Raw genomic sequence first — 25,156 nt, forward strand, 5'->3', positions numbered from 1 at the left:
TTCTTTTATTAAGAATTATAATCAAAAAAGAAGATTAAAATATTTAAAATATTTCACTCCTTTAGAATTTAAAAATCATTATTCTGTTCTCAATTCTCATTGAGAACCTTGTTTAGTAGGATTTTTTAATTTTTTAAATAAAAAAAAGCACGAAGTTAAGAAAACAATTTTTTTAATTTTTTTTCTTCTTATTTATAATGATTTAAAAATTATTCTAGAAATATCAAAATAGAGGTTTTCATTAACAATCAATACCTTCTAAAACAACTCAAATCAATTAAATAAGAAACGATATAGTCAAGAGATATAAAATAATACTCTTTTTAAAGAACAATGCTTTAAAATGTTTAAAATCGTTAAAAAGTTAAAATAGTTTTATAAATTAAAACTTAAAAAAATTGTAAATATAATTCCCCCTAAAAATCTAGGTTTAATCTAAGCTTTTTTCATTTTTTTTAATTTCTTTATTTAATTAAATAGATAAAAAATATTTTTTTTTTTTTTTAAAAAAATAAGCTTAGATTAAACTTAGATTAAGCTTAGATTTATAGGGGAATATTTATATATATTTTATATATATATGTTTTCTTTTTCTTTTTTTCTTTTTGCTTCTTTTTCTTTTTTTCTTTTTCTTTGTTAAAAAAGCAAATTTTAAAAAAATAAAAAATTTAAAATTTTTTTTGTAAACAATTTTCTTTTTTGTGTTATCATATTTGTAATTAGTAAATAATTTGATTCTAATTTTAGAACAAATTTTCGTTTTGAAATAGTTATATTTTAGTGGAACACAACCATTGTTTCTTTTTCTTTTTGATTTTGAAACCAAAAATAACAACCAACAATTCCGATACCGATAAAAATGAAAATTAAAAGCCAATTTTTTTGAAAAAAGTTTGTTTGATTCATGATTGAGTTAACCTTTCTTGATAACTGAATATATTATATAATTTAAATAATTATTTTTGAGCTATTGTTTTTTATTTTCTTATTATATTTTAGCAAAAACATTGTTAAAAAGAGTGGCTGTTTTTTTTCTTCGTGACGTTGTTGAGCACGATTTTTTTTTGTTTTAATTCTTATTTTTAGTGTTTATTTATTGGTTTTTAACTACTAATTTTTCTTATATTGCATCATTTTTGTATCATTTTTTTTGATTTTAATGATTGGAATGTTTTTCTTTACCATTTTTGTTAATGTTTTGCTGAGAAAAAAGTCCCTTTGGACAGGGACTTAAATTAATAAAATATTTTTTTGTCTTTTGTTATTATTTTGGACTGTTTATTTACTTTTAAAAGTTTTTTTTCAGGATCATTATCTATTAATATTTTTTTAAATTTTATTTTTTGGTTTTGTTTGTATATTTGTAATGTTAAGATATAAAATTTAATTTTTTTTTATTTTTTTAAAAATTAATTTTTTTCTTCTAAATTATTATTTTTAATCGCCATCATTGAATTATTATTATTAATCAAATCTCCTTTTTATAAATCTAGAAAGTTATTTTTCTTCATATTTCCAAAAAATATACATATTATGAGCACCATTACCTATTTGTTTTAATTCTTCTAAATTATATTTATCATCTTCATCGTCTCTTATACCATTATCAAAAAAAACACCTAATAAATTGCGAGGAGGATTTTTAATTTTCCATATCATTGCAAATGATTCCATATTTCCGTTATAACATGGATAATTTAGTGTAAAATCAAAATATCGTAAAAAAGGTTCATGATTTTTTAGAACATTAATATTTGATAAAGTTACATTAACGATTCTCATATCACCAACAAACTCTTCATTAGGTGCCGCCATAACTTGATTATTATTCATTTGAAATAATAACCCTAAACAACTAATTAAAAAGAATGGTAAAAGATGTAATTTATTTTTTACTAACATTATATATATTACTCCTTATTTTTATTTATTTATTTTAGTGCATTCGGTTGTTATTTGATGGTTTTGGATTATTTTAATTTTGTGGATTGCGTTAATCGCGAGAAATAATTTGTTGATTTATCATTTGGATATTATTTAATACAATATCTATTCTATTGAAAATTATAATTATTCTGTTTAAAAATGTTGGAGAAAAATCTAAATTAATATCATTAAAAACGTTATTTAAATTATATAATTAAACTATTTTTTTCTTCTTCAAGTTAATTTTTTCTTACATCTAAATGTATTCTAGGTGAAGCACATGATTTTTATTATTTATTAATAATATTCCTAAAAAAAAGTAATAAACAAATGCTTAATTATTTTTAATTGATTTTGTAATTTAAACATTAATTACTAAACTCCTTTTTATTTATCCCTCAGTTGAGGTTATTTCGTAAAGGGGATCAAGTTCAAAAAGAATTAAATTTTTATATTCTTTTTCAATTCTTTCATAGCTTTTTTCTGAACCTTTTTTTAAATCTTTGACACGATTTAACATATCTTGATAGTATTTTTGGTCCGCTTCTAATTTACCAATTTTAATTTCGACTTGTCTGATTTCTTCAAATATAACTTGTTTTTCATCTTGAAGTTTTTTTATTTCATCTTCTTTGTCTTTTTTATCAATTTTTAATCTATCAATTTCTGATTGTTTTATTTCTAGTTGTTCTTCTAATTTTATTTTTTGTTTTTTAAAAGATTCTATTTGAGGCAGAAGAGAATTTAATTGTGATTGGTGTTCATCATATATTTTTTGGTATTCGTTTATATATTTTTTTAATTTTCTATTTTCTAAATTTTCTAATTTTTCCTTCCAACTTTTTTTTAATTCAGTGATTTTTTCTTTTTCTCGTTCTGATAAATCAGGAGGTAAAAAATTATGATCAGAATGCTCTGTAAAAAGATAAGTTTTAATTTGTTCTAAACGAGCAGTAGTTGTTTTAATTTTTGGTAGGATAGTTTTTGTATAACGTTTCATTTGAGGAGGAATCGATTTTTCTTCATATGGTTGTAATGATTCTGATACTGATTCTGGCGGAGAAACTGGTTTTGTTTCTTTTTCTTTCTGATTTTTAAACCAGACAACACAACAAACAATTCCAAAAATGGTAAGAAGAAAAATAAAAAAACCATTTTTTTGGAAAAAATTTGATTGATTCATTATTGGAATAACCTTTCTTAATAATATTTTTAATTAAATATATCAATATTATATATTTTTTATCTTTTATTTATTTATATTTTATTCATGATTTTTTTAGAGAATAACCTAATTTTAATAATTGAAAATTACTATAGCCGGCTCTTATTTTAATTCTTATAAAGAATATACCCGCTTCTTAAATTTCATTCTTGTTTTTTAATTTTTTAAAACATGTTTTTTTAATATTTATAACTTGTTCAACTTTTAAATTTAGCAAATTAGAAATATCAGAATTTAAATAGGATGTTGTTTGATAATCGTGGTTAATATTTCCTGATGTTATTCCAAAAGCTAAACAAATAATTTTTAATTAAGTGTCACTAAATTTTTTTTAATTTCTTAATAAAAAATTCATGTTTTACTTCTCTTAACCAGTATTGATGAGGGTTTAAGATCTTTAGAAAATGTTAAAGGGATTATTTCTTCTCTGAATTCTTCGTTGTTGGTCTTTATTTCTTCTTTCACTTTTCTTTGTGGGTTTGAAGGAATATAACTTTTTATAATTAATTCTCTTATTTCAAATTTTATGATCTCAATTGCATAATTCATAAATGAATATTCGATATCTTCATATTTATGAAAAACTTTTAGCAATCCTAATATCCCTTCTTGGAATAAATCTTGTTTTTCTAATATTTTAAAGGATAATATTTAAAACTATGTACTATTGTTCCAAACAAAATCTTCATAATTTTTAATAATTTCATCTCTCAATTTGAGATTTTTTTGTCTTTTAAAAAAAGAGTAATTAACTTTTATGTTTCTATTGTTTTATCTTTTTTAAAAAATGATTTTTTATCATTTTTCTTCCTTCCGTATTTTTTTATAGAAAGGTTATCTTTTTTTAAAAACAAAAAAAGACAAACTTTAAAATTGGTCTTTATTATTAATTCTATTCTTTATTTTTTATTCCATGTTACCAATGTAACCTATTCATTTGGTTGTGTAGCGAATAGGGAGCAGTGCGTTTTTTTCAGTGGTAGTTATTTATTATACATTTTCAACTATTTTATTTCATTATTTAAATAATCTTCTTTTTATTAATTTTCTCATATTTATAACATTTAAAAAATTTAAAAAAGAATTAAAAAATTAAAATTTTTAAAATGATTCTTTTTTTATAAATGAAATTATTTATTTTTAAAAATTTATTTTTTCATTTTTGTTAACATTTTGTTTCACTTTTTTGTATAAAAAGTACATTAAAGGATTTTTCAAAAAATTTTTTTAGAATTTGAAAAATTTTTTAAAAAGTAAAATTAAACGTATTTTTAAACATTTGAAAAATTAAAAAATAAACTTAAATTTATATCTTTATTATTAATTTCTTTAAAAATATTCAGTGGATAAAAAGAGTTAAATCTATTTTTTATCCAACAACTTTTATATTTAAATTTTTATAAAAATAAAAAGTTATTTTTGTAATCATTAACATGATGATAATTTTTAATAAAATAAGAATTCAATAAAAAAAATAGTTATACAATTCTAAACTTTTCAAAAAAAGAATGAATTGTATAACTATAAACAAGAAAGAAAGGAAAAAGTATTTTTAGTTTTAGTTTAAAAAATTTTAAAATTTAATTTAATAATAAATTTCATTTAATAATTTAAATTTGGTTTTTTTTATTGATTATACTGTTTTATAAAAATAAAAAAAGTATAACCAAGTAAATTATACCATAGGAAAAATATTTTTTTAACAAATATTTTTTAAAATAATTATTTTCTTAACTAAATCATAATTTTTTTATATATTTTCGTTTTTTAACAAAAAAAATAATATATATATATGTTATTTATATCATTTTTTTTATATTAATGTCAGTGATATAACTTTAAAGTTAACATCAAATTTATAATAAAAATGTATAATAATTTATGTGTGTCTTTTTTTATTTTTCTATGTTACTTAATTATTTTTTATTATTTTTTTCAAAAAAAATAATGTTTCGATTATTAAATATTTTTTTAAGATATTTTTATAAATTTAAAAAGTAAAGGTATATAGAATATTATGAAAACTAAAGTAGCAATTAATGGTTTAGGAAGAATAGGTAAATTATCTTTTCGTTCTCTTTTTGATAATCCTAACATAGATATAGTGGCTGTTAATGATTTAGCTTCTCCCGAAAGTTTAGCTTATCTTTTAAAATATGATACTATTCAAGGTTCTTATAAAAAAGATAAAATTAGTTTTGAAAAAAATTATTTAATAGTTGATGGAAAAAAAATTATTGTTTTTCAAGAAAAAAATCCTCAAAATTTACCCTGGAAAAATCTAGAAATAGATATTGTTTTAGAATGTACTGGATTATTCACAAGTGAAGAAAAAGCAAGTTTACATTTAGAAGCTGGCGCTAAGAAAGTTTTGATTAGTGCCCCAGCAACTGGAAAAATAAAAACTATTGTTTATAATGTGAATGATAATATTTTAAATCATGAGGATGTTATAATTAGTGGAGCTTCTTGTACTACTAATTGTTTAGCACCAATAATAAAAGTTTTAAATGATAATTTTGGAATTAATCAAGCTTTTATGACCACTGTTCATAGTTATACTAATGATCAATCTTTAATAGATCAAAATCATCCTAAAGGAATTTGGACCAGAAGAGGTAGAGCAGCCGCCGCAAATATGGTTCCTACTTCTACCGGCGCAGCTAAAGCGATTGAATTGGTTATTCCTGAATTAAAAGGGAAAATAGACGGAACAGCAATTAGAGTCCCTAATGTTACGGGTTCTTTAATTGATTTAACAGCAGAATTAAATAAAGAAGTTAACCAAGAAATGATCAACAACGCTTTTAAAAAAAATATTAATCAAACATTAGCTTATGTAGAAGATCCAATTGTTTCTTCTGATATTATTGGTACTAATTTTGGTTCTTTATATGATTCTAATACTTTACAAATTTTAAAAGACAAACCACGTTTTTTAAAATTAATTGCTTGGTATGATAATGAAATGAGTTATGTTAGTCAATTGTCACGATTACTTTTAAAAATAAGTAATTTAATTTAAAAAGTATTTTTAAGGAAAATTAAAATGTTAATATCAGATAAAAGAATTATTCAAAAAGCCCATCAAGAAAAATATGCTATTATTCAAGTTAATATAAATAATTTAGAATGGATCAAAGCAACCTTAGAAACAGTAGAAGAATTAAAAACTCCTGTTATTTTGGGAGTTTCTGAAGGAGCAGCTAAATATATGGGCGGTTTTAAAACAGTTTTTTCTTTAGTTAAAAATTTAGACTCTTTTTATAATATTTCAGTTCCTGTAATTTTACATCTTGATCATGGTTCATATGAAGGTGTTTTTAAAGCTTTAGAAGCAAATTTTAATTCTGTTATGTTTGATGGAAGTCATCTTCCTTTTGATATTAATTACCAAAAAACAAAAGAAATAATTAAAATATGTCATGATAAGGGAGTTTTAGTAGAGGCAGAAGTTGGAGGAATTGGCGGAGAAGAAGACGGGTTAACTGGACAAGAAGAAATAGCAGATCCTTATGAATGCCAAAAAATAGCCGACTTAGGAGTAGATATGTTGGCAGCTGGCATAGGTAATATTCATGGACCTTATCCTCCAAATTGGAAAGGATTAAAATTTGATATTTTCAGTAAAATTAGAACTTTAACGAACCAAAAAACTCCTTTAGTTCTTCATGGAGGAACAGGTATTCCAGAAGAAATGATCAAAAAAGCTATCTATTTAGGAGTAGCTAAAATAAATGTTAATACTGAATTTCAAATTGCTTTTGCTAAAGCTACAAGAAAATATATTGAAGATAAAAAAGATTTATCTAATAAAGGTTTCGATCCAAGAAAATTATTAAACCCAGGTTATTTAGCAATTAAAGAAGAATTAAAAAAAAAATTAACTTTATTCGGGAGCATTAATAAAGCTTTTTAATTATTTGTTTTTGAATTTATTTTTATTTTTTAAATAAAAAATCAAATTTTTAATTTTTTTAATGAATTTTAAAAAACCATAAAACTATTATTAATCTTTAGATAATTTTTTTTTTTATTAAAAAAATTATTATGGAAAAATATTTGTTATTTAAAAATCTATTTAATTTTAATAATCATTAATAAATTGAAAAATAAATTAATTTAAAAAAATAACACCTATATTATTAAACTCTTTTTAAAAAATTAAAGAAAAAAGATATTTTCAAAATTATTATTAAAAAAGTTCATAATTATTCCATTTTTTTAAAAAATTAAAATAATTTATAAATTATAAAAATAAAAATCTTTTTTAAAAAATATATATCTAACTAATTATTTTAAAAAAAGTTAAATTTTATTTTTTAAAAATAAAGTTAGTTAAAATTCAAGTTAATAAATATAAATTTGAAAAATAAAAAATTTAAGAAGGAAAATAATTTTTTATTTATTTTTAATTAATTTTGGAAATTTCAAAATCTAAAAAAATTAAATTATATTTATTAACTTTTTGGTTTAATTTTTTAATTTGATAAATATTTTTATAACATGAAGATTTAGAATAAAGATAAATCAAAATAAGTTTTGATATATCTTGATTGTTTTGTAAAGATATTTGAGATGCTTTAATATATTTTTTTTTATTCAAAATTTTTTCAACGAAAAGGTTAATATTTTTATTATCAAAATAATTTTTTTTATTTAAAAAATTTTTTTTTTTATTTTTTAAATTATATTTTATTTCAACAGGAATTTTATCTAATTTTGATGTTAATATTTTTAATTTATTCACTCGAGGTTTATAAAAAGATAATTCATCTAAATTTTTGATAATTGATAAATTAAAAAAATCATAAAAATGAATATTAATATTATTATTTAAAATAAATTTAATAGTACAATTTAAAATATTTTTAATATTTTTTTTTTGATTATAAAAAAATAAAATTCTATTACAAGATATTTGTAAATATTGTTCATTTTTTTGATCTATAATTTGTGTTAATTTGTCTATTAGTTTTAAATTTTTTTTTATTTCATCTATTTCTTCAAAAGAAAAATTTTTTGATTCTATTTTATTTAACATTAAATTGATCTTAATACGATATTTAGAAAAATTATTAGTTGTTTTTAAAATATAATAAGAAGAATCAAAAAAATTTTTTTTATAATTTAATAATAATTGTTCTAAAATTTTGTTTAAATTATAATCAAAATTAGTATTTATAAGTTGGTTATAAAAAAAATAAATATTAGCTTTCAAAATTTTTAACTTTATAAGAATGTTTTTAGTTATAATTACAATTTCTTTTAAAATATTAAAATTTTTTTCTAAAAAAGAAGTTTTTAATAAATAATAAATACTATAAATATTTTCAATTGATTCAGGTTTAATTTGGTTAATAGTTTTCTTTAAGAAAAAAATCATTTCTATACTATAATCAAAAAAATGTAAATTAGTTATATTAAAACTAATTCTTTCTTCTGAAAGCCAACCGTTTTTTTTAAATAAAGAAATAACCTTTAAAGCTTTCTGGCGATGATTATTTATAAATTCTAAATCATCATTATTTTCTCTTACTAAAATTTTAGATTTTTCTTTAAAATATTTTTCTAAAATATTTAAAGCTATATCTTTGTTAATGTTAAATTCTTCATCTTCGTTTGCTAATTTATCTAAAATAAACAAACAATCAATATAAATTTCTTTATTGATAGAAGATAAAATCTGAAAAAAATTAGATTTTATAATTCGAAATAAATTAGTCACATTTATAGCCTCAAATATTTTATGTTTATTTATAAATAAAAAATTTAAACATAATATATAATAATAGAAGGTTTAAAAATAGATATTATTTATTTTAAAAATGTTATTAATTTTTTATTTTTAGAGAAATTAATTTAAAAAATATTATATATTTGAAAAAAATTTTATAAATTAAATTTTTTTTTGATTTTTCTTTTTTAGAAAAAAAGTTAATAAAAATTAAAAAATAATATAAAAAAAGAGGTATTATAGTATTAAAAAAAATAATAAGATTCAAAGTATTTTTTTCATTTTATTTCCTTTTTGTCTGATTTATTCTATTTTATTACCAAATCATCGTATTTCTGCTTATATTTATTTTCATAAACGTATCAATAATGAAATAAAAATTAATAAAAAAGAAAATATGCAAGAAGAATTTATAGATATTTTCAAAACTTCTATAAAAAGATACAATATTTATCTTCAAGACAAAAATATAAAATATATAAAAGATATTTTACAATCTTATAATAATCAAGACATTATTTTTTTAGATAAAAATAATCCTTCCTACAATTCTTTTGGAGGAAACTCTTTAATTTATAATATAAAAAAACCTCCTAAAGGATTAATAGGTGTTTATTTAACACCTAGAAATAATATTTTTGCAGAAAAATATCAATCTCAAAATAATTTATATACATTAGAGGAACTTTTAGACAAAAATATTTTATCTATTTCTGAAGCTTTTGTTTTTTGGGATCAAAGTTTTAATTTTTCAAAAGAAAAAACTAAAATACATTTAATTGAATATAATAATTTAGTTCTAGATAACGACTATTTTTCAATGGAAAAATTGATTAATAATTTTTTAAAAATAAATAAAATAATAACTGAAACTGAAGATATTTTTATAAAAAAAAATTGTTATAATATAGCGCCAAAAAGAGGAATAATAGCTCCATTGCCTTGTTTTAAAAATATTGATATTAATATTAAAAAAGAAATTGATGGAGAAATTGATTTTATTTATATTTATTTTGATGAAGGATTAAGAGTTATAGATCATAATAATAGTAATATAAATGATTTATTAAAATTATCAAATGGAGCAAAAAAAATTTATTTTTTTTATAAAAAAAAAGATCCAAAATTAAATCCTAAAACTAAAATACCTTTCATAAAAATAATTGTTAATGATAAAATTATCGAATATTGATTTTTTATTTTTGAAAAATTTAATTTTTTTGATAAATAATTTTTACTATTTTTTAATTTATGAAAATAATTTTTATTTTTATAAATAAATATTTTGTTTCCTGATAATTTTGACTTTATAAATATAAATAATTTATAAGATAAATTTTCTAAATTATGGAGGGGAAATTATATTTCATTATATTCAACAGAATTTACTTTAAATTGATGATAATTATTTAAAATTCTAGAAACAGGACATTTTTTATGTGTTTCTTCTACAATATTTTTAATTTCAGAAATAGATAATTCTTGGATACCACAAAATAAATTAATTCTAAAAAAATAACCTTTTTCATCAATTAAAGTATCACATAAAACTTTTACTTTTATATCTAATGTTGGTTTATTTTTTGAAATTAAAACTTTTTTAGCCGATTTATAAAAACATAAAACTAAAGACAAACTAAAAAGTTCCTTAGGTGAACTACAATCTTGAACATTATCATTCATAAAAGCAGAAACTAATTTAGTTCTTAAACCATTTTTTATAATTCCTATATCTTTAAATTGATCTTCATAATAAGCGGTAATTTGTAATTGGTTCATAATTATTAATTTTATTTCCTTTTTTTCAAAAAATTTTAAAAAATTATAAATAAATATCTTTTAATTTTTGATCTTTTTTAATTAAATCCAAAACTTTTTTATTTAGATAACAAACAAGTTGATTAGAATTATTTTGATTATCTCCTTTTTTAAAAACTATTTTTACATTTAATAAATTTTTGGTAATAGGATGATTTTTTGTTAAGATAATCTCTTTATCGCTATATTCATTAAAAATAGTTTTTAAAAAATCTTTTTCGAAATCTACTATTTTCATCAAATATTTTTTAATTTTTTTTTTTTCTCTAAAATAATAAAAAATATTCATTAAAATAAAAATAAATAAGTTAATTAATATTAAAAGAAAAAAAAATATTGAAGACATAAAATATTATTTCCTATTTTATTTTTGATTTTTAATATTAGCCATAATTTGTTTTATTTGTTTTTCGCCAGGATTTCTTCCCATTTGTTTAAACATTAACTTTATTTGTTTTTCTGTAATAGGAGGATTTTTTGATAAATATCTTCTGAAAGCAAAAAAAACTATTAAACCGCCTAACACAAAACCTAAGATAAAAAATATAACCCCTAACAAAACTGATGCCATAAATATTAACCCTCTTTTTATATTATTTTTTTTATTTATTTAAAAAAATTCCTAAATTTTTCTTTAACTTATAATATTATATATCAAATATAATAAATTAAAAAATATAAGATTTTAAAAAAATTTTTTTTTATAAAAATAAATTTTTCGTGTACCAAATATTTTTTTTTTAAATAAATAAAAACTATTAATTTCAGAAGATAATAAAGTTTTATAATGAATTTCCAAAACAATCAAACTTTTTTCATGAGTAATTTTTTCTAAATTTTTAAATATTGAAATATAAAAATTAAAAAAATAAGGAGGATCTAAAATAACTAAGTCAAAAAATAAATTTTGTTTAATAAATTTTCGCAACATCTTAAAAGCATCACTACAAAAAATTTGAACTTTTTTTTTATCTAATTTTAATTTGTTTTTATTTTTATTTATAATATTAAAAGCTAAAAAAGAGTGATCCACTAAATAAATTTTTTTAGCTTTTCTGCTTAATGCTTCAAAACCACAAGCTCCAGAACCAGCAAATAAATCTAAGACAATACTTTCTTCAATAAATTTACCAATTGTATCAAATAAACTTTTTCTTAATAAATGAGAAGTGCTTCTTGTTTGATCAGATAAAACTGAATTCAATTTAAAACCTTTATATTTTCCTGAAATAATACGTAACATATTTAAATATATTCACTTTTACTAAAATTTATTTTTAAAAACTAATTTATTTTTAAATGAAAAAGTTAGAAATTATTTTAATATATACAAACACAACAAATAATACCTATGATGAATAAAATAATGAACAAAATACAAAAAAATATAAAAATTCTTTTTTAAGTAGACAATAATTAAAATTATTAACCATCAATCAATAAAAAAAATATTACCAAAAAAGAGATAAAAAAAATTTTATAAAAAGAAAAATAAATATTCTAAAAAATAATTAAATATATCAAAACTATATAAATTTTTTGAATTTAATTTCATATTCTTTAACATTTTTTTTTTTAATATTATTAATGACTTTTTTTTCTATTAAAATACGTGATAATTTTGTTATAAAAGATTCGTTTTTTCTATCTAAAGGTTTTACCAAAATAGAAACAATATTCATTTTATTAGCACTTGCAACATCAGTTCTTAATTGGTCGCCTATCATAATAGCTTCATTATAATTTATATGTAATAATTGTAAAGCTTTTTTTAAACCCCATAAAGATGGTTTTTTATGAAATATATTCAAATATATATAATTTATTTTCAAATCAAAAAAAATATTTTTCAATTTTGATAAAGAAGCATTGGAAATTATAAATATTTTAAATTTAAAACTTAATTCTTTCAAAAGATTTTGAGTATCTAAATTAAGTTTTTTTTCCTTTATTCTTAACAAAGTATTATCTAAATCAAAAAATAAAGCTTTAATTTTGTTTTTAGCAAAATTATCATAAGGAATATCAAAGATAGAATCATAATAAAAAGAAGGTAAATATTTTTTATATTTATTAATCATTTCTTTATTCTACTTTTAAAATTTTTATTTTAAAAATTTTACCAGTTTCTGATTTAAATGAAACTTGATCATTTTTTGTATATCCTTTTAAACTTTGCCCAATCGGAGATTCAATAGAAATTTTATTAATAAAAGGATTAACTTCTAAAACCCCTACCAATTGTATATATTCTTCTTTCATATTATGTAGAAATTGAATTAAAACTTTTTTTCCAATATTTATTTCTTTATTTTTACTAAAAGTATCGATAATTTTTACATTTTTTAAAATATTTTGAATCTCTAAAATACGTAATTCTATAAAAGCTTGTTCATCTCGTGCAGCACTATAATCAGCATTTTCGCTTAAATCTCCTTGTTCTCTAGCTTCTTGAATTGCTTTTAAATTTTCGTTTCTTTTAACATTTTTAAGATATTCTAATTCTTCTTTTAATTTATCTAAACCGGATTGGGTTAATTCATAATTTTTTTTATTCATTTTTTTCTTTTTAATCCTTTTATTTAATTAATAATTAATAAAAAATTTTTTATTTATTTTTTTTAATAGAAAAACTTAAACCATCTCCAATATTTAAAAAAAAAGTTGTAAAATAATAATTATTTTGTAAAAAAAATTTAAAATTATTAATTTTATTAATCAAACGTTTAGCACTTCTTGACAACTTTGGATCATTAATATCTAAATTATGAAAATTTAAATTATCACATATAACAATACCATTATCATTGAGATAAGCAATATATTTTTGAAATAGTTTTTCATATTGAACTTTAGCAGCATCAATAAAAATTAAATCATATTTTTTCTTAGGTTGATAAAAAAATGCCTCTGACCAAATAAATTGAATATTAAATATTTTTTTTTTAAAAAAATATAAAGCCAATCGATACTTATTGTAATCTCTTTCAAGAGTATCAATTTGATTTGTTTCATTACTCATTGCAAGAGAGCTATATCCGATAGCAGTTCCTATTTCTAAAATATTTATTTTATTTTTTTTTTGAATTATTTTTTGCAAAAATAATAAAGTTTCATCATGAATAATAGGTATTTTATTTTGTAAAGCATATTTTTTTATTTTTTTTAAATATTTTTTTTTATTTACATAAAAAGAATTAGTTAACATATTTCTCTATTTTTCATTTAGTCTTTTTCCATTAACAAGAGTATTATTATAATAATTTAAAAAATTTTGTAAAATAATAGAAGCAGCCATTTGATCTTTTATTTTTTTAATTTTTTTTTTTTTAAAATTATTAAAACGTAAAAAATAATATGCTTGTTTTGTAGATAAACGTTCATCCCATAATATTACTTCTAAATAAAAAAAATTTTTTTTAATCATTTTAAAAAAATCTATACTAATTTGAGCTTTTATTCCAATATCATTATTCATATGTTTAGGATAACCTAGAACTACTTTATTAACTTTAAATTCTTGGATAATCTTTGTTAAAGGTTTAATTAATTCTTGATATTGATTAGCATTAAAAAAAATAGTTTTTAAATTATTAACAATAATACCAGATTCAGAAATAGAAATTCCTAATGTTTTTTCTCCTAAATCTAACCCCAAAAAAACATTTTTTTTTATCATAAAAAATTTTTCCAATCTTTTTTAAATTGTGAAAATTTATCAATATCATTGCTATAAAATTGACCAAATTCATTATTTCCGCCTCCTTTTCCATCAATAATTTTATTAACTTTTTTGATAAAAGTACTAACATTAATAACTTTACTTTTACATAAAAAGAAAAATTGATCTTTTTTTTTATAACATAAACATAAAAAATCATTTTTTAATCTTTGAAATAAATTATTTAATAAAACTTTTAAAATTTCTGGAGTAATATCGTTTTTATTTTCGATAATAATCATCAAATGTTTTTCTATTTTTGAAGGGATAAATGTATCAATTTCTCTTAAAAGTTTTTCTTTTTTTTTTTGAATAAAATATTTTTTTAGTTCAACCATTTTTTTCCTTAAAATTTGTAAATAATTTGTATATTTTTTAATATCTAAATAACTATCATAATTTATTTCAGAAGATATTTTTTTTGTTTCCTGAAATAAAGAAAAATCATTATTATCAATATCTTTTTGAAATTCTTTTATTTTGTTTAAAATTTGTTGTTCTTCCGATAAAAAAGGTTGTATTTTTTTCTTTAAAGATGGATAAACATTATCATTAGATGTCGCTTCTATTCTATAAACTCCTGAACCAATAATTTTACAATCTAGAATAGCAAATTTTTGTAAATCTTTTGTATTAGAAGCATGTGTTCCTCCGCATAATTGAATAGAAAAATCACCTATCTGAACAACTCTGACAATTTCTGGATAATTTGTATTTTCTAAAATTTGTATTTTTTCTTCTAAAGCTTTTTTAAAAGACATTTTTTTTATCAAAACTGGATGTTTTTCTAAAATCCACTTATTTACTTGAAATTCTACTTTTTCTAAAATTTCTAAAGATAAATATTGAGAATAAAAAATATCTATTCTTAAAAAATTATCATTTAAAAAAGAACCTCTAGATCTAATACTATCGCCTAGAAAAAATCGAAAACAATCGTATAAAAGATGGGTGGCTGTATGATTGAAAGAGGTTTTTTTTCTTTTGTTAATATCTATAGATGCTAAAACTTCTTGGCCTTCAAAAAAAACATTTTCAAAAGACTCATCGAATTGATGTAAATGTTGATTGAAAGGTAATTTAATAACTTTAACTACTTTTAAATTGTTAATTTTCCCAACATCAGAATTTTGCCCTCCCATGATAGGATAAAATGGAGTTTTTTTTAAAACAATTCCTTCCGGAAAAATTTTTAAAACTTGAGTTTTAATTTCAAAATATTTATAACCAACAAATTCACTTTCTTCTTTAAAATTTAAAAAAAAATCATTTTGTTTATTCATATTATTTTTAATATGACTTCTATCTCGAGATAAATTTTTTTGTTTTTTTAAATAAAAATCAAATTCTTTTTCATATACCAAAATATTATTTTTTTTAGCATATCCCAAAATCATATCTTTTGGTAATCCATAAGTATCGTAAAGCTTAAAAAAATTAAATCCTGATAAAAAATTTTTAGAAACTAATTTTAAAAATATTTTTTCACTTTTATTTAAATTAAATAAAAATTTTTCTTCTTCTTTTTGGATAGTATTTTCGATAATTTTTTGTTTATTTCTTAAATAAGGATAAAATTCTTCCATAATATCAATAACTACAGAAACTAATTGGAATAAAAAAGGTTTTTTTAAATTTATTTTTTTTCCTTCTACTAATGCTCTTCTTAAAATTTTTTTTAAAACATACCCTCTTCCAATATTAGAAAATATAACATCATCTCCAATTCCAAAAACTAAAGTTTTAATATGATCAGAAATAATTCTGAAAATTTCTTTATTTTTTGAATATTCCATATTACTTAAAAAACTAATTTTTTTAATAATAGGTGAAAAAAGATCTGTTTCAAAAGTAGTTTCTGTATCTTGTAAAATACAAGTTAAACGTTCTAATCCTGCACCTGTATCAATATTTTTACTTGGAAGTTCTGAATAATTTTCTCTTGATTTATTTTTTTCGCTATTATATTGAGAAAAAACAATATTCCAAATTTCAATAAAACGATTATTGGGAATATCTTCAATAATTAACTGAATATCTTTTTTGTTGTATTTCGGACCACGATCAAAAAAAATTTCTGTACAAGGTCCACAAGGACCTTCTCCTATTTCCCAAAAATTACTTTTCAATGGGATTAAATTTTGAGATTTAATACCTTTTTTTAACCATAATTGGTAAGTTTCTGTATCTTTATCAAAATAAGTAATATATAATTTTTCTTTAGGAAATCCAAAATATTTATCATATATTAATAATTCATAAGCTAAATCTATTGCTTCTTTTTTGAAATAACCACCTATCGAAAAATTACCTAACATTTCAAAAAAAGTATGATGAAACATGCTTTTTCCTACTTTTTCGATATCATTTGTTCTTAAACATTTTTGAATATTGACTATTTTATCAAAAGAAATCTTTTCAGAACCATCAAAATATTTTTTTAAAGGAACAATTCCTGCGTTGACCCACAATAAGCTAGAATCCGAAATATCAGGAATCAAAGAAACTGAATCTAATAAATGATGTTTTTTAGAAATAAAAAAATCTAGCCATATTTTTTTAATTTCATTAAAAGTCATTTTTTTCATTAAAAAATTATTTCTCCGTTTTTTAAATTATTAAACATCCAAGCAAAATTTATAAAACTTTTTATATAGTCAATTTTTTCTAAAGAATAATAATTATTAAAAATATGATAAGAACGATAATTATAAAATATGATAATATTTTAATTTATTAAAGATACTTTTCAATTAATTAAAATTAATATTATAAGAACATAAAAAATATCCATTTAAAAATAAAAAAATATCATAAAATTTTAAATTTTATAGATATTTAAAATAATTTTTTTTATAAAATCACAATTCTATAATTATATATTAGTTGATTAAATTTTTAATTATTATTTTTTTTTACAAATAAAAAAATAACTTTTTTAAAAATTCTATTTAATAGAAAATAATTAATATTTTTACTTAAATTAGAAAAAATATTAATTTTTATTTGTTTCTTAATATATTAAATTAATATAAATTAACTTTTTAAAAAATTAATTATCTTTTTTTTTATCTTTATTTTTCATTAAAACTAACTGTTTTTTATAATAAGGGCTATTTAAAGTCCAACGATGTGACAAAGTAAAATTATTTGTTAAAGGACAAATAACTAAATTAGGACTTTTAAGTTTATAATGGGTACGTCTTTTTCTTTTTGCAGTTTTACCAGTTCTTCTAAAAGGAACAGCCATTTTATTATCTCCATTTTTTAATTTTATTATCAAATAAAAACTTTTTATCAAATTTTTATTTGATAATAAAAGTTATTATATATAAAAAAATAATTTTTTCAAACAAAAAAATATTATGGCGTTTGAGAAGGGATTCGAACCCCTGACCGACGGCTTAGAAGGCCGCTGCTCTATCCTGCTGAGCTACTCAAACTTTGATAAATATATTCATATTAAAATATAAAATATTATTTATACTTAAATTATTATAACATTTTTTATATTTTTTTCTTATTTATTTAAAAACTTTTAAAAAAAGATAATTAAATTTATGATAAAAATTATAGTATTTTAAAACGAAAAAATTGTTTAATTTTAACCATTCAATTAAATAATGAACTTTTCCTTGACATCCTAATAAAAAATATTTATTTTGAAAAGAATACTTTGACAAAATTTTTGAAATAGTATACGGCCCCATTCCACAAATTAAAACCAAATCAAAATTAGAATCAAATATCTTTTCAAAACCATCACTTAAATAAAAATCTACAGGATATCTTTTTAATTTTTTTTTAGCTCTTTCTAAAGGTTCAATTTTATTATCAGAAGCAATCCCTTTTTTGATATATTTTAAATCCAATGCTTTTTTTAAAACTAAACCATGATCTGTTCCTATATCCAAGACAATATCAAAGCCTTTTATTAGAGAAACAATAAAATCAATTCTTTTCATTTTTTAGTAATGTTGTTGTATAACATTCTTAATTTATTTTGTTTAGAAGGACTTCTTAAACGTCTTAAAGCCTTGGATTCAATTTGTCGAATTCTTTCGCGAGTAACTCCGAATTTATGTCCTAATTCTTCTAAAGTATAAACATGACCATCTAATAAACCATAACGCATCTTTAAAATTTGTTCTTCTTTATCTGTTAAATTTTCTTCTAAAGATTCGTTTAAAGTTTTTTTCAACATTTCTTGTAACATATAATCATGAGGAGAAATAGTATTTGGATCATTAATAAAATCTCCTAAAGAAGAATCATCTTCTTCTCTCGCTGAAGTTTCCAAAGAAATAGTTTCTTTTTCTATCATCTGAATATCAATAATTTGTTTTTCTTCAATATTCATTTGTTCTGCTATTTCATTATTTTCTACTTTACGTGATAAATCTTGTGTTAATTTACCTCTTAAACGAGAAATTTTATTCATTGTTTCAATAATATGAACTGGTATACGAATTGTTCTTGCTTGATCGGCAACTGCTCTTGTAATAGCTTGTCTAATCCACCAAGTAGCATAAGTAGTTACTCTACATCCTTTTTTATAATCAAATTTTTCTACAGCTCTCATCAATCCCATATTTCCTTCTTGTATCAAATCTAAAAACAAAATTTTTCTTCCTATATAACGTTTAGCTATTGAAACTACTAAACGATAATTAGACTCTACTAATTTATTTTTAGCTTTTTCCCCTTCTTTTATTTTTTGGTTAATTTCTTGAAGTTGTTCATTATTTAATTCAATTTCTTTATTTTTATATTTTTCTAATTTTTTTTTAGCTTTAACCCCATCATAAACTATTTTAGTTTGAATTTTTTCTTCCTCTAAAGTTAATAAAGGAATTTGACCTATTTCTTTTAAATACATTTTGATAGGATCATTTGTTTTAACAGCATTTGTAATAGATTCTATATTTAAATCTTTTAATGATTTTTCTTTTTTTTTCAAATTTTCTTTTTTATCATTATTCATTTTTTTTGAATTATTTTTCAACAAACTATTTTTTTTATTTTCAGACTTTTTTTGTGCTATATAAAAAAATTTAATTATTCTTTTGTTAAAGAAATCTTCATCTTTATGAAATTCATCAATCCATTTGTTTTTTTTTCGAAAGGAAGTTATCACAAACGAATCAATATCTTTTGGCAATGAAATATGATGTTTTTTATATATTTTTTTAAAAAATCTTCTTAAATCCATAAAATTAAACTACCCTCTTTATTTAAAATAATCAATTATTTATTTGTAACAAAAAAAATATAAAAATGATATTATTATTAAATTATTTTTTTAAAAACTAATTAATATTTTTATTTTTCCAAAAAAAAATTTTTTCTTCAATTTCCAACATTTTATTTTTTTTTATTTGCCATTCTTTTTTAAAAAAATTTATTTTCTCTTCATCATATTCTTCAAAAATTTTTTCTTCTATATATTTCATTTCTTTTTTGGCTTTTTCACGTTCTAAAAAATATTTTTCTAATTGAAAAGGATAAAAAAAACTTGGTAAATATTCATGATTTTTAAATCTTTGTTTATAATTAAAAAAAGGATCTTTTTCAATTTTTTGCAATAATTCATTTACGATTGGAGAATTTAATTGTTCAATACTCGATTTATAAATTTTTTTAAAATTAAAAAAATGTATTCTATTTTCATTCAAATCTTTTTCTTCTTCAGTTGTTAATTGATCATAGTATTCTTTAATTTTATAAAGTAATTCTACAATATCAGAGTTAATTCTATATTTATAACTTTCTTCAATAATAAAATTAATATATTTAGGATTCAAAAATACTTCTATTAAAATATTACTTTCTTTTTCATAATTTGAAATTATATTTTTTATAGATAATTTACTTTGTTGTAATAATTGAAATGTTTTTTTAGGAATAGAATCACCAATAATTAAATCAATTTTAATTTGATATTTTTCATTTATTTTATTTTGAAAATATTCTTTCGTTTGGAGATTATGATATTTTAGTAAATTTTCAACATTTTTTTGAATTTCTTGTTTATTTAAATCTTTTTTAATTAGTTCATCTATCTTTTGAAAAATATATTCTTGTGACATTTCTTGAAATTTTATTTGTAAAAAAAGATTATCACTTTCTTTATCCAAAATATATTGATCTGGATCTAAATTAGAAGGCAAATTTAAAATTTTAATTCTAAATCTTTTCTTATTTAATTCTTGAGCTACTTTTTGAGTTGCTTCTTTTCCAGCCGTATCTCCATCAAAAGCGATAATTATATTTTTTGTTATTTTTTGCAACAATATAATTTGTTTTTGGTTTAAATGAACTCCTAAAGTAGCAACTGTATTTTTAATATTTATTTTATATAATGAAATAATATCAAAAAAACCTTCACATAGAATAACTTCTTTTTTTTTTTGAATATAATCTTGGTGTTCAAAATAACGATATAATAAATTATCTTTTTTAAATAAATCATTTTGAATATTAAACAAATATTTGGGTCTTTCTATTTTATCTTGAATATCTTCAAATAAACGACCACAAAAACCAACTATCCTTCCTTCTGAATCAGTTAACGGAAAAATTATACGATCTTGAAAAAAATCAAAATATCTCTCTTTTTTTGTATTTTGATAATTAGTTTTATAAATTAAACCTAATTTTAATAAATCTTCTAATTTATATTTTTTTTCCAAAAGATGTTCTTTTAAAGAATGACCACTATCATAAGCGTATCCTAAACCAAAATTTTTAATTAATTCTAAATTTAATTTTCTTTTTTGAAGCAAATATTCTCTTAAAGGATGGTCATACTTTTCTTTTTCTAATATCAGTAATAAAGATTTCTTAAAAAAATAATGAGCTGATTCTAAAATTTCAAAAAAAGGATTTTGAAATTTTTTTTTTTTTGAGGCAATTCCAAATTAAAAAGTTTAGATAATTCTTGAATAGTCGCTTGAAGAGAAATATTTTTCAATTTACTATAAAAAGTAATTGGTTTTCCTCCTGTATGACAAGCCATGCATAAAGCAATATTTTTTTCAATAGAAACAGAAAAAGAAGGTGTTTTTTCTGAATGAAAAGGACACAACCCCATATAATTCTTCCCTTTTTTTTCTAATACAATCCCACTTCTGATAACTAATTCATAAATAGATATTTCTTTATTAAATTTACTAATTAAATTTTTATCTACATCACTCATTTAATTTATTAGTCTCCGATAATTTTGAGATTTTTTTTAATCCAAAAATTAAAAAATTATTTTATTTTCTATATAATTTTTAATTTCTTCTATATGTTTTCTCTTCTGTAATAAAGTATCTCTTTCTCTTATAGTAACTGTATCATCTATTAAAGTTTGATCATCTATTGTACAACAAAAAGGAGTACCGATCATATCTTGTCTTCGGTATCTTTTACCAATGCTTTGTGTTTCATCATAATCAATTTGGAAAAAAGGGGATAATTTTAGATATATTTCTTTAGCTTTATGACTATGTTTTTTTTTAATCAAAGGTAAAATAGATAATTTATAGGGAGATAAATAAGGATGAATTTTTAAAACTATTCTTTGAGTTTCATTATCTAATTTTTCAATTGTCAAAGAATTTGTTATAATTGCTAAAAATAATCTTTCTACTCCTAAAGAAGGCTCAATGACAAAAGGCCAATATTTTTCTTTAGTTTTTGGATCTCGATATTGTAAATCTTTTTGAGAATATTTTTGATGATTTTTAAGATCAAAATCAGTTCTAGAAGAAATACCCCATAATTCATCAAACCCCCAAGGAAAATCAAATAAAATATCAGTAGTAGAATTAGAATAATGACATAATTCATCTGAAGAATAATCTTTTATTTTTAAACTATCGAGTTTAAATCCTATTTTAATAAGAAAATTATAAGCATAATTTTTCCAAAATTCAAACCATTTTTGATAACTACGTGGATGGCAAAAAAATTCTAATTCCATTTGTTCAAATTCATAAGTTCGAAAAATAAAATTATCAGGAGTAATCTCGTTTCTGAAAGATTTTCCGATTTGACCAACTCCAAAAGGAATTTTTTTTCGAGTTGATTGTAAAATATTTTTAAAATTAACAAAAATCCCCTGACAAGTCTCAGGTCTTAAATATAAGGGCAAAGAACTTTCTGAAACAGAACCTTGATGAGTTTTGAACAATAAATTAAATTCTTTTACAGACGACCAATTTTTAGTACCTAGAACTTTATTTTGAATTAAATATTTGGTCATATCTTCATAACTTAAATCATTAATATTTATTTTTTTATTGTGATTTTGAATTAAATGATCAACTCTATAACGATTATTATTATCTTTATTTTCCACTAAAAGATCAATAAAATAAGATAAATGACCAGAAGCTTCCCAAATTTTAGGTTTCATTAAAATTGAACTATCTAACAAAACATTAAATTCTTTTTCCTGGATAAACTTTTTAATCCAACTTTTTTTAATATTGTTTTTTAATAAACTACCCAAAGGGCCATAATCGAAACTATTAGCCAAACCATTATAAATTTCACTTCCTGAAAAAACAAAACCTGTTTGTTTTAAAAAATTAATAATTTCTTTTAAAGAAAATTTTTTTTTTTGTTCATTATTATTAAACATAAATTATATAAACCATTCAATTAATTATTATTTTTTATTTTTATTACATTTGTTTTAATATAAATTTTTTTTATTTGAAATATTTTCATCAAATTTAACCCACAATTTTAAACAAGTTTTTTTTTTTAAAAATTTATTAATATCTTTTTGAGTTTTTATTTTAATTTTTTTTAATTTATTCCCGTTTTTTCCAATTAAAATTTTTTTTTGATTTATTTTCGGAACAACAATCAAAATACTGATAGTCGCAAGAGAATTATATTCATCTAAATCCATTTTTTCTAAAAAAAGCTGACAAACATGAGGTATTTCTTTTTCTAAATAAAAAAAAAGTTTTTCTCTTAGTAATTCTAATATAAATTCCTTGTCAGAAACATTAGATTTCATATTTCGTGGGAAATAAAGTTTGCTTTTATTTAATAAATTAATAATATTATCTTTTAAAATTTCTAAATTTTGTTTCTTTAAACTAGATAAAGGAATAATCGCTTCAAATTTAAAATATTCTAAATAACTTAAAATAATTTTATCAATTAAAATTTTTTTTTTAAAAAGATCTATTTTAGTAATAACTAAAATAATTTTTTTATTATATTTTTTTAAAAAAGTTAAAAGTTTTTTATCTCTAGGGCTACATTCATTATCAACTAAAAACAAAATAATATCTACTTCATTAATATTCTTAAAAATAAGAGAATTAATTTTTGAAAATAAAATGTTTTTCTCTTTATAAATAAATCCAGGATTATCATAAAAAACTAATTGACAATCAACATTATTATAAATTCCGATAATTTTTTGTTTAGTAGTATTAAATTTATCACTTACAATAGAAATTTTTTGTTCCAATAAAGAATTTAACAAAGTGGATTTTCCTACATTAGTCTTTCCGATAATAGTAATAAAACCTGACTTCAACATTAAATATAAACCGCCTTAAAAAGAAATACATTTTAAATTAATTCATTATTATATTTGATTAAAATGTCTTCTTGTAATTTGATCATCTTTTGAAAAGATTCTTCAGTATTATCATTATAACCTTTTAGATGAAGATAACCATGAAGTGATAAAAAAATTATTTCTTCTTCTAAAGTTTTTTTTAATTTGCGAGCTTGTTCAATAGATTTAGTTAAAGAAATAAAAATATCTCCTAAATAATCATCATTATTATTACTTTCAAAAGTTAAAATATCAGTTGGATAATTTTTTTGAAGATAATAATAGTTCATTTTTTGCATTTCTGAATTATTTATAAAAATAATATTAATTTTTTTATCTTCTTTAATAAAAAGAAAAAAATTGATTATTTTCTCTTTTAAATCAAGAATATTTCTATTAGTTTTATTATATACTTCAGCGATCATGTGATAAATTTTTTTTCCTTGAATACATTTTTTTGTTAAGTTCGATTATAAAATAAAACAAATATATTAAAATGTTTATTATAATAATTAAAAAATTAAAAACTTATTACAAAAATAAAAAAACACCTAAATTCAATAGGTGATTTTGAATTATTAAATTTTAATATTTAAATTTAATATTTTTTGTTTTTAGCAAATTTTTTACGATTTTTTCTTTCTGTGCTAGGTTTAACATAATACTCTTTTTTACGAGCTTTCATAAGATTACCAGATTTAGAAACATCCCGTTTAAAACGACGTAAAGTTTCATCAAAATTTTCTTCTTTTTTAACAATAGTTTTAGTCATTAATAAACTTTCACCTTTTCGATTTAAAAATTTTTTAAAATTATATTCTCAAAAAAACAATATAAAGAAATTTAACTTAGTTCCACTTACTATTATAACATTAAAAACATTAAATTATTATCTCAAAAACAATAAATTAATTTAAAATAATAATTTAAGCAATAGAATAAGCTATATCTCTTAAATAAAAATAAGAAATTACTAAATAAACAAAAACTAATATAGATATAAATCGATTTAAAAAAACTTCTGAAAATTGTGTTTTATGATTGCCATACTGTTCAGAAAAAATGTCTATTATACTTTTTTCCATAGTAAATAAAACCGATATAACAATTAAAAAACAATCTATATATATAAAACATTCTAAAAACGACATT

27 protein-coding genes and 1 tRNA gene are annotated in these 25,156 nt (G+C 19.4%); 3 read left to right on the plus strand and 25 right to left on the minus strand.

What is annotated here, in order from left to right; translation table 11 throughout:
* Positions 1-777: 777 nt before the first annotated feature.
* The 4 genes from Q8777_RS00975 to Q8777_RS00990 form a co-directional block, all read right to left on the minus strand.
* Positions 778-906, minus strand: coding sequence for a hypothetical protein (locus Q8777_RS00975; RefSeq protein ID WP_318749438.1), 129 nt, complete (start codon positions 904-906; stop codon positions 778-780).
* A gap of 591 nt (positions 907-1,497) precedes the next feature.
* Positions 1,498-1,902: an SVM family protein gene (locus tag Q8777_RS00980; protein ID WP_318676407.1), complete on the minus strand. Its 405-nt coding sequence runs from the start codon at positions 1,900-1,902 to the stop codon at positions 1,498-1,500.
* Positions 1,903-2,317: 415 nt separating this feature from the next.
* A complete protein-coding gene (locus Q8777_RS00985) occupies positions 2,318-3,109 on the minus strand; it encodes a hypothetical protein (protein WP_318676408.1) in 792 nt (263 codons plus the stop codon).
* Between the two features lie 393 nt (positions 3,110-3,502).
* Positions 3,503-3,745 (minus strand): hypothetical protein, encoded by a 243-nt coding sequence (locus tag Q8777_RS00990; protein WP_318676409.1) that lies wholly within the window; start codon positions 3,743-3,745, stop codon positions 3,503-3,505.
* 1,423 nt (positions 3,746-5,168) lie between these two features.
* Between Q8777_RS00990 and gap the strand changes: the two genes are divergently transcribed.
* Both gap and fba read left to right on the plus strand, forming a co-directional pair.
* The gene (gap, locus tag Q8777_RS00995) at positions 5,169-6,176 is read left to right on the plus strand and encodes a type I glyceraldehyde-3-phosphate dehydrogenase (protein ID WP_318676410.1); all 1,008 of its coding nucleotides are present in this window, start codon (positions 5,169-5,171) and stop codon (positions 6,174-6,176) included.
* Positions 6,177-6,200: 24 nt separating this feature from the next.
* Positions 6,201-7,070, plus strand: coding sequence for a class II fructose-1,6-bisphosphate aldolase (gene fba, locus Q8777_RS01000; protein WP_318676411.1), 870 nt, complete (start codon positions 6,201-6,203; stop codon positions 7,068-7,070).
* Between the two features lie 492 nt (positions 7,071-7,562).
* Here fba and Q8777_RS01005 read toward each other — a convergent pair whose 3' ends face one another.
* The gene (locus tag Q8777_RS01005) at positions 7,563-8,879 is read right to left on the minus strand and encodes a Wadjet anti-phage system protein JetA family protein (RefSeq protein WP_318749365.1); all 1,317 of its coding nucleotides are present in this window, start codon (positions 8,877-8,879) and stop codon (positions 7,563-7,565) included.
* 406 nt (positions 8,880-9,285) lie between these two features.
* Here Q8777_RS01005 and Q8777_RS01010 point away from each other — a divergent pair, with 406 nt between their 5' ends.
* Positions 9,286-10,080, plus strand: coding sequence for a hypothetical protein (locus tag Q8777_RS01010; RefSeq protein WP_318676413.1), 795 nt, complete (start codon positions 9,286-9,288; stop codon positions 10,078-10,080).
* Positions 10,081-10,247: 167 nt separating this feature from the next.
* On the opposite strand, the gene Q8777_RS01015 is transcribed toward Q8777_RS01010, so the two are convergent.
* The 20 genes from Q8777_RS01015 to Q8777_RS01110 all read right to left on the minus strand — a co-directional run bounded on the left by Q8777_RS01015 (position 10,248) and on the right by Q8777_RS01110 (position 25,155).
* Positions 10,248-10,667: an OsmC family protein gene (locus Q8777_RS01015; protein ID WP_318676414.1), complete on the minus strand. Its 420-nt coding sequence runs from the start codon at positions 10,665-10,667 to the stop codon at positions 10,248-10,250.
* A 43-nt stretch (positions 10,668-10,710) separates the two neighbouring features.
* The gene (locus tag Q8777_RS01020) at positions 10,711-10,944 is read right to left on the minus strand and encodes a hypothetical protein (protein ID WP_318676415.1); all 234 of its coding nucleotides are present in this window, start codon (positions 10,942-10,944) and stop codon (positions 10,711-10,713) included.
* A 126-nt stretch (positions 10,945-11,070) separates the two neighbouring features.
* A complete protein-coding gene (locus Q8777_RS01025; protein ID WP_318676416.1) occupies positions 11,071-11,277 on the minus strand; it encodes a YneF family protein in 207 nt (68 codons plus the stop codon).
* Between the two features lie 114 nt (positions 11,278-11,391).
* Positions 11,392-11,949, minus strand: a complete 558-nt coding sequence (gene rsmD, locus Q8777_RS01030) for a 16S rRNA (guanine(966)-N(2))-methyltransferase RsmD (RefSeq protein WP_318749363.1) — start codon at positions 11,947-11,949, stop codon at positions 11,392-11,394.
* 283 nt (positions 11,950-12,232) lie between these two features.
* Positions 12,233-12,787 (minus strand): HAD-IA family hydrolase, encoded by a 555-nt coding sequence (locus Q8777_RS01035; RefSeq protein ID WP_318676419.1) that lies wholly within the window; start codon positions 12,785-12,787, stop codon positions 12,233-12,235.
* 4 nt (positions 12,788-12,791) lie between these two features.
* Positions 12,792-13,265, minus strand: a complete 474-nt coding sequence (greA, locus tag Q8777_RS01040) for a transcription elongation factor GreA (RefSeq protein WP_318676421.1) — start codon at positions 13,263-13,265, stop codon at positions 12,792-12,794.
* A 49-nt stretch (positions 13,266-13,314) separates the two neighbouring features.
* The gene (locus tag Q8777_RS01045; protein WP_318676422.1) at positions 13,315-13,914 is read right to left on the minus strand and encodes a hypothetical protein; all 600 of its coding nucleotides are present in this window, start codon (positions 13,912-13,914) and stop codon (positions 13,315-13,317) included.
* 6 nt (positions 13,915-13,920) lie between these two features.
* On the minus strand, positions 13,921-14,385 hold the full coding sequence (ruvX, locus tag Q8777_RS01050; RefSeq protein WP_318676423.1) for a Holliday junction resolvase RuvX: 465 nt from the start codon (positions 14,383-14,385) through the stop codon (positions 13,921-13,923).
* Positions 14,382-17,015 carry an alanine--tRNA ligase gene (gene alaS / locus Q8777_RS01055; RefSeq protein ID WP_318676425.1) on the minus strand — a complete coding sequence of 878 codons (2,634 nt, stop codon included), beginning with the start codon at positions 17,013-17,015 and terminating at the stop codon, positions 14,382-14,384. Before alaS ends, ruvX begins: the two co-directional genes overlap by 4 nt.
* Positions 17,016-17,479: 464 nt before the next feature.
* Positions 17,480-17,677, minus strand: a complete 198-nt coding sequence (rpmF, locus tag Q8777_RS01060) for a 50S ribosomal protein L32 (protein WP_318676444.1) — start codon at positions 17,675-17,677, stop codon at positions 17,480-17,482.
* 116 nt (positions 17,678-17,793) lie between these two features.
* A tRNA-Arg gene (locus Q8777_RS01065) sits at positions 17,794-17,870 on the minus strand.
* Positions 17,871-17,951: 81 nt separating this feature from the next.
* Complete coding sequence (locus Q8777_RS01070) at positions 17,952-18,392, minus strand: tRNA (adenine(22)-N(1))-methyltransferase TrmK (protein WP_318676426.1); 441 nt, start codon at positions 18,390-18,392, stop codon at positions 17,952-17,954.
* Positions 18,389-19,639: a sigma-70 family RNA polymerase sigma factor gene (locus Q8777_RS01075; protein ID WP_318676427.1), complete on the minus strand. Its 1,251-nt coding sequence runs from the start codon at positions 19,637-19,639 to the stop codon at positions 18,389-18,391. The genes Q8777_RS01070 and Q8777_RS01075 overlap by 4 nt, the downstream gene beginning before the upstream one ends.
* Before the next feature lie 97 nt (positions 19,640-19,736).
* Positions 19,737-21,341, minus strand: coding sequence for a toprim domain-containing protein (locus tag Q8777_RS01080; protein ID WP_318749440.1), 1,605 nt, complete (start codon positions 21,339-21,341; stop codon positions 19,737-19,739).
* Entirely contained in the window at positions 21,293-21,628 is a 336-nt protein-coding gene (locus tag Q8777_RS01085) for a CHC2 zinc finger domain-containing protein (protein ID WP_318749439.1), read from the minus strand. The genes Q8777_RS01080 and Q8777_RS01085 overlap by 49 nt, the downstream gene beginning before the upstream one ends.
* Positions 21,629-21,676: 48 nt before the next feature.
* Entirely contained in the window at positions 21,677-23,062 is a 1,386-nt protein-coding gene (locus Q8777_RS01090; RefSeq protein WP_318749362.1) for a glycine--tRNA ligase, read from the minus strand.
* Positions 23,063-23,116: 54 nt separating this feature from the next.
* On the minus strand, positions 23,117-23,983 hold the full coding sequence (era, locus tag Q8777_RS01095) for a GTPase Era (protein WP_318676430.1): 867 nt from the start codon (positions 23,981-23,983) through the stop codon (positions 23,117-23,119).
* A 32-nt stretch (positions 23,984-24,015) separates the two neighbouring features.
* Positions 24,016-24,429: an rRNA maturation RNase YbeY gene (gene ybeY, locus Q8777_RS01100; RefSeq protein WP_318676432.1), complete on the minus strand. Its 414-nt coding sequence runs from the start codon at positions 24,427-24,429 to the stop codon at positions 24,016-24,018.
* A gap of 173 nt (positions 24,430-24,602) precedes the next feature.
* The gene (gene rpsU / locus Q8777_RS01105; RefSeq protein ID WP_318676433.1) at positions 24,603-24,776 is read right to left on the minus strand and encodes a 30S ribosomal protein S21; all 174 of its coding nucleotides are present in this window, start codon (positions 24,774-24,776) and stop codon (positions 24,603-24,605) included.
* Between the two features lie 154 nt (positions 24,777-24,930).
* On the minus strand, positions 24,931-25,155 hold the full coding sequence (locus Q8777_RS01110) for a hypothetical protein (protein WP_318676434.1): 225 nt from the start codon (positions 25,153-25,155) through the stop codon (positions 24,931-24,933).
* Between the last annotated feature and the right edge of the window lies 1 nt (position 25,156).

The organism is Candidatus Phytoplasma stylosanthis, from assembly GCF_032886435.1.
Taxonomy (GTDB): Bacteria; Bacillota_I; Bacilli_A; order Acholeplasmatales; family Acholeplasmataceae; genus Phytoplasma; species Phytoplasma stylosanthis.

What these genes read in the sequence shown, in the direction of transcription:
- ybeY (WP_318676432.1), bottom strand. Translation starts at nt 24,429, where the DNA reads ATGATCGCTGAAGTATATAATAAAACTAATAGAAATATTCTTGATTTA.
- Q8777_RS01085 (WP_318749439.1), bottom strand. Translation starts at nt 21,628, where the DNA reads ATGAGTGATGTAGATAAAAATTTAATTAGTAAATTTAATAAAGAAATA.
- Q8777_RS01015 (WP_318676414.1), bottom strand. Translation starts at nt 10,667, where the DNA reads ATGAACCAATTACAAATTACCGCTTATTATGAAGATCAATTTAAAGAT.
- Q8777_RS01090 (WP_318749362.1), bottom strand. Translation starts at nt 23,062, where the DNA reads ATGTTTAATAATAATGAACAAAAAAAAAAATTTTCTTTAAAAGAAATT.
- Q8777_RS00985 (WP_318676408.1), bottom strand. Translation starts at nt 3,109, where the DNA reads ATGAATCAATCAAATTTTTTCCAAAAAAATGGTTTTTTTATTTTTCTT.
- Q8777_RS00975 (WP_318749438.1), bottom strand. Translation starts at nt 906, where the DNA reads ATGAATCAAACAAACTTTTTTCAAAAAAATTGGCTTTTAATTTTCATT.
- Q8777_RS01075 (WP_318676427.1), bottom strand. Translation starts at nt 19,639, where the DNA reads ATGGATTTAAGAAGATTTTTTAAAAAAATATATAAAAAACATCATATT.
- Q8777_RS01110 (WP_318676434.1), bottom strand. Translation starts at nt 25,155, where the DNA reads ATGTCGTTTTTAGAATGTTTTATATATATAGATTGTTTTTTAATTGTT.
- Q8777_RS01035 (WP_318676419.1), bottom strand. Translation starts at nt 12,787, where the DNA reads ATGATTAATAAATATAAAAAATATTTACCTTCTTTTTATTATGATTCT.
- rsmD (WP_318749363.1), bottom strand. Translation starts at nt 11,949, where the DNA reads ATGTTACGTATTATTTCAGGAAAATATAAAGGTTTTAAATTGAATTCA.
- Q8777_RS00980 (WP_318676407.1), bottom strand. Translation starts at nt 1,902, where the DNA reads ATGTTAGTAAAAAATAAATTACATCTTTTACCATTCTTTTTAATTAGT.
- rpmF (WP_318676444.1), bottom strand. Translation starts at nt 17,677, where the DNA reads ATGGCTGTTCCTTTTAGAAGAACTGGTAAAACTGCAAAAAGAAAAAGA.
- Q8777_RS01025 (WP_318676416.1), bottom strand. Translation starts at nt 11,277, where the DNA reads ATGGCATCAGTTTTGTTAGGGGTTATATTTTTTATCTTAGGTTTTGTG.
- Q8777_RS01070 (WP_318676426.1), bottom strand. Translation starts at nt 18,392, where the DNA reads ATGAAAAGAATTGATTTTATTGTTTCTCTAATAAAAGGCTTTGATATT.
- gap (WP_318676410.1), top strand. Translation starts at nt 5,169, where the DNA reads ATGAAAACTAAAGTAGCAATTAATGGTTTAGGAAGAATAGGTAAATTA.
- rpsU (WP_318676433.1), bottom strand. Translation starts at nt 24,776, where the DNA reads ATGACTAAAACTATTGTTAAAAAAGAAGAAAATTTTGATGAAACTTTA.
- era (WP_318676430.1), bottom strand. Translation starts at nt 23,983, where the DNA reads ATGTTGAAGTCAGGTTTTATTACTATTATCGGAAAGACTAATGTAGGA.
- greA (WP_318676421.1), bottom strand. Translation starts at nt 13,265, where the DNA reads ATGAATAAAAAAAATTATGAATTAACCCAATCCGGTTTAGATAAATTA.
- alaS (WP_318676425.1), bottom strand. Translation starts at nt 17,015, where the DNA reads ATGAAAAAAATGACTTTTAATGAAATTAAAAAAATATGGCTAGATTTT.
- fba (WP_318676411.1), top strand. Translation starts at nt 6,201, where the DNA reads ATGTTAATATCAGATAAAAGAATTATTCAAAAAGCCCATCAAGAAAAA.
- Q8777_RS01010 (WP_318676413.1), top strand. Translation starts at nt 9,286, where the DNA reads ATGCAAGAAGAATTTATAGATATTTTCAAAACTTCTATAAAAAGATAC.
- Q8777_RS01020 (WP_318676415.1), bottom strand. Translation starts at nt 10,944, where the DNA reads ATGAAAATAGTAGATTTCGAAAAAGATTTTTTAAAAACTATTTTTAAT.
- Q8777_RS01045 (WP_318676422.1), bottom strand. Translation starts at nt 13,914, where the DNA reads ATGTTAACTAATTCTTTTTATGTAAATAAAAAAAAATATTTAAAAAAA.
- ruvX (WP_318676423.1), bottom strand. Translation starts at nt 14,385, where the DNA reads ATGATAAAAAAAAATGTTTTTTTGGGGTTAGATTTAGGAGAAAAAACA.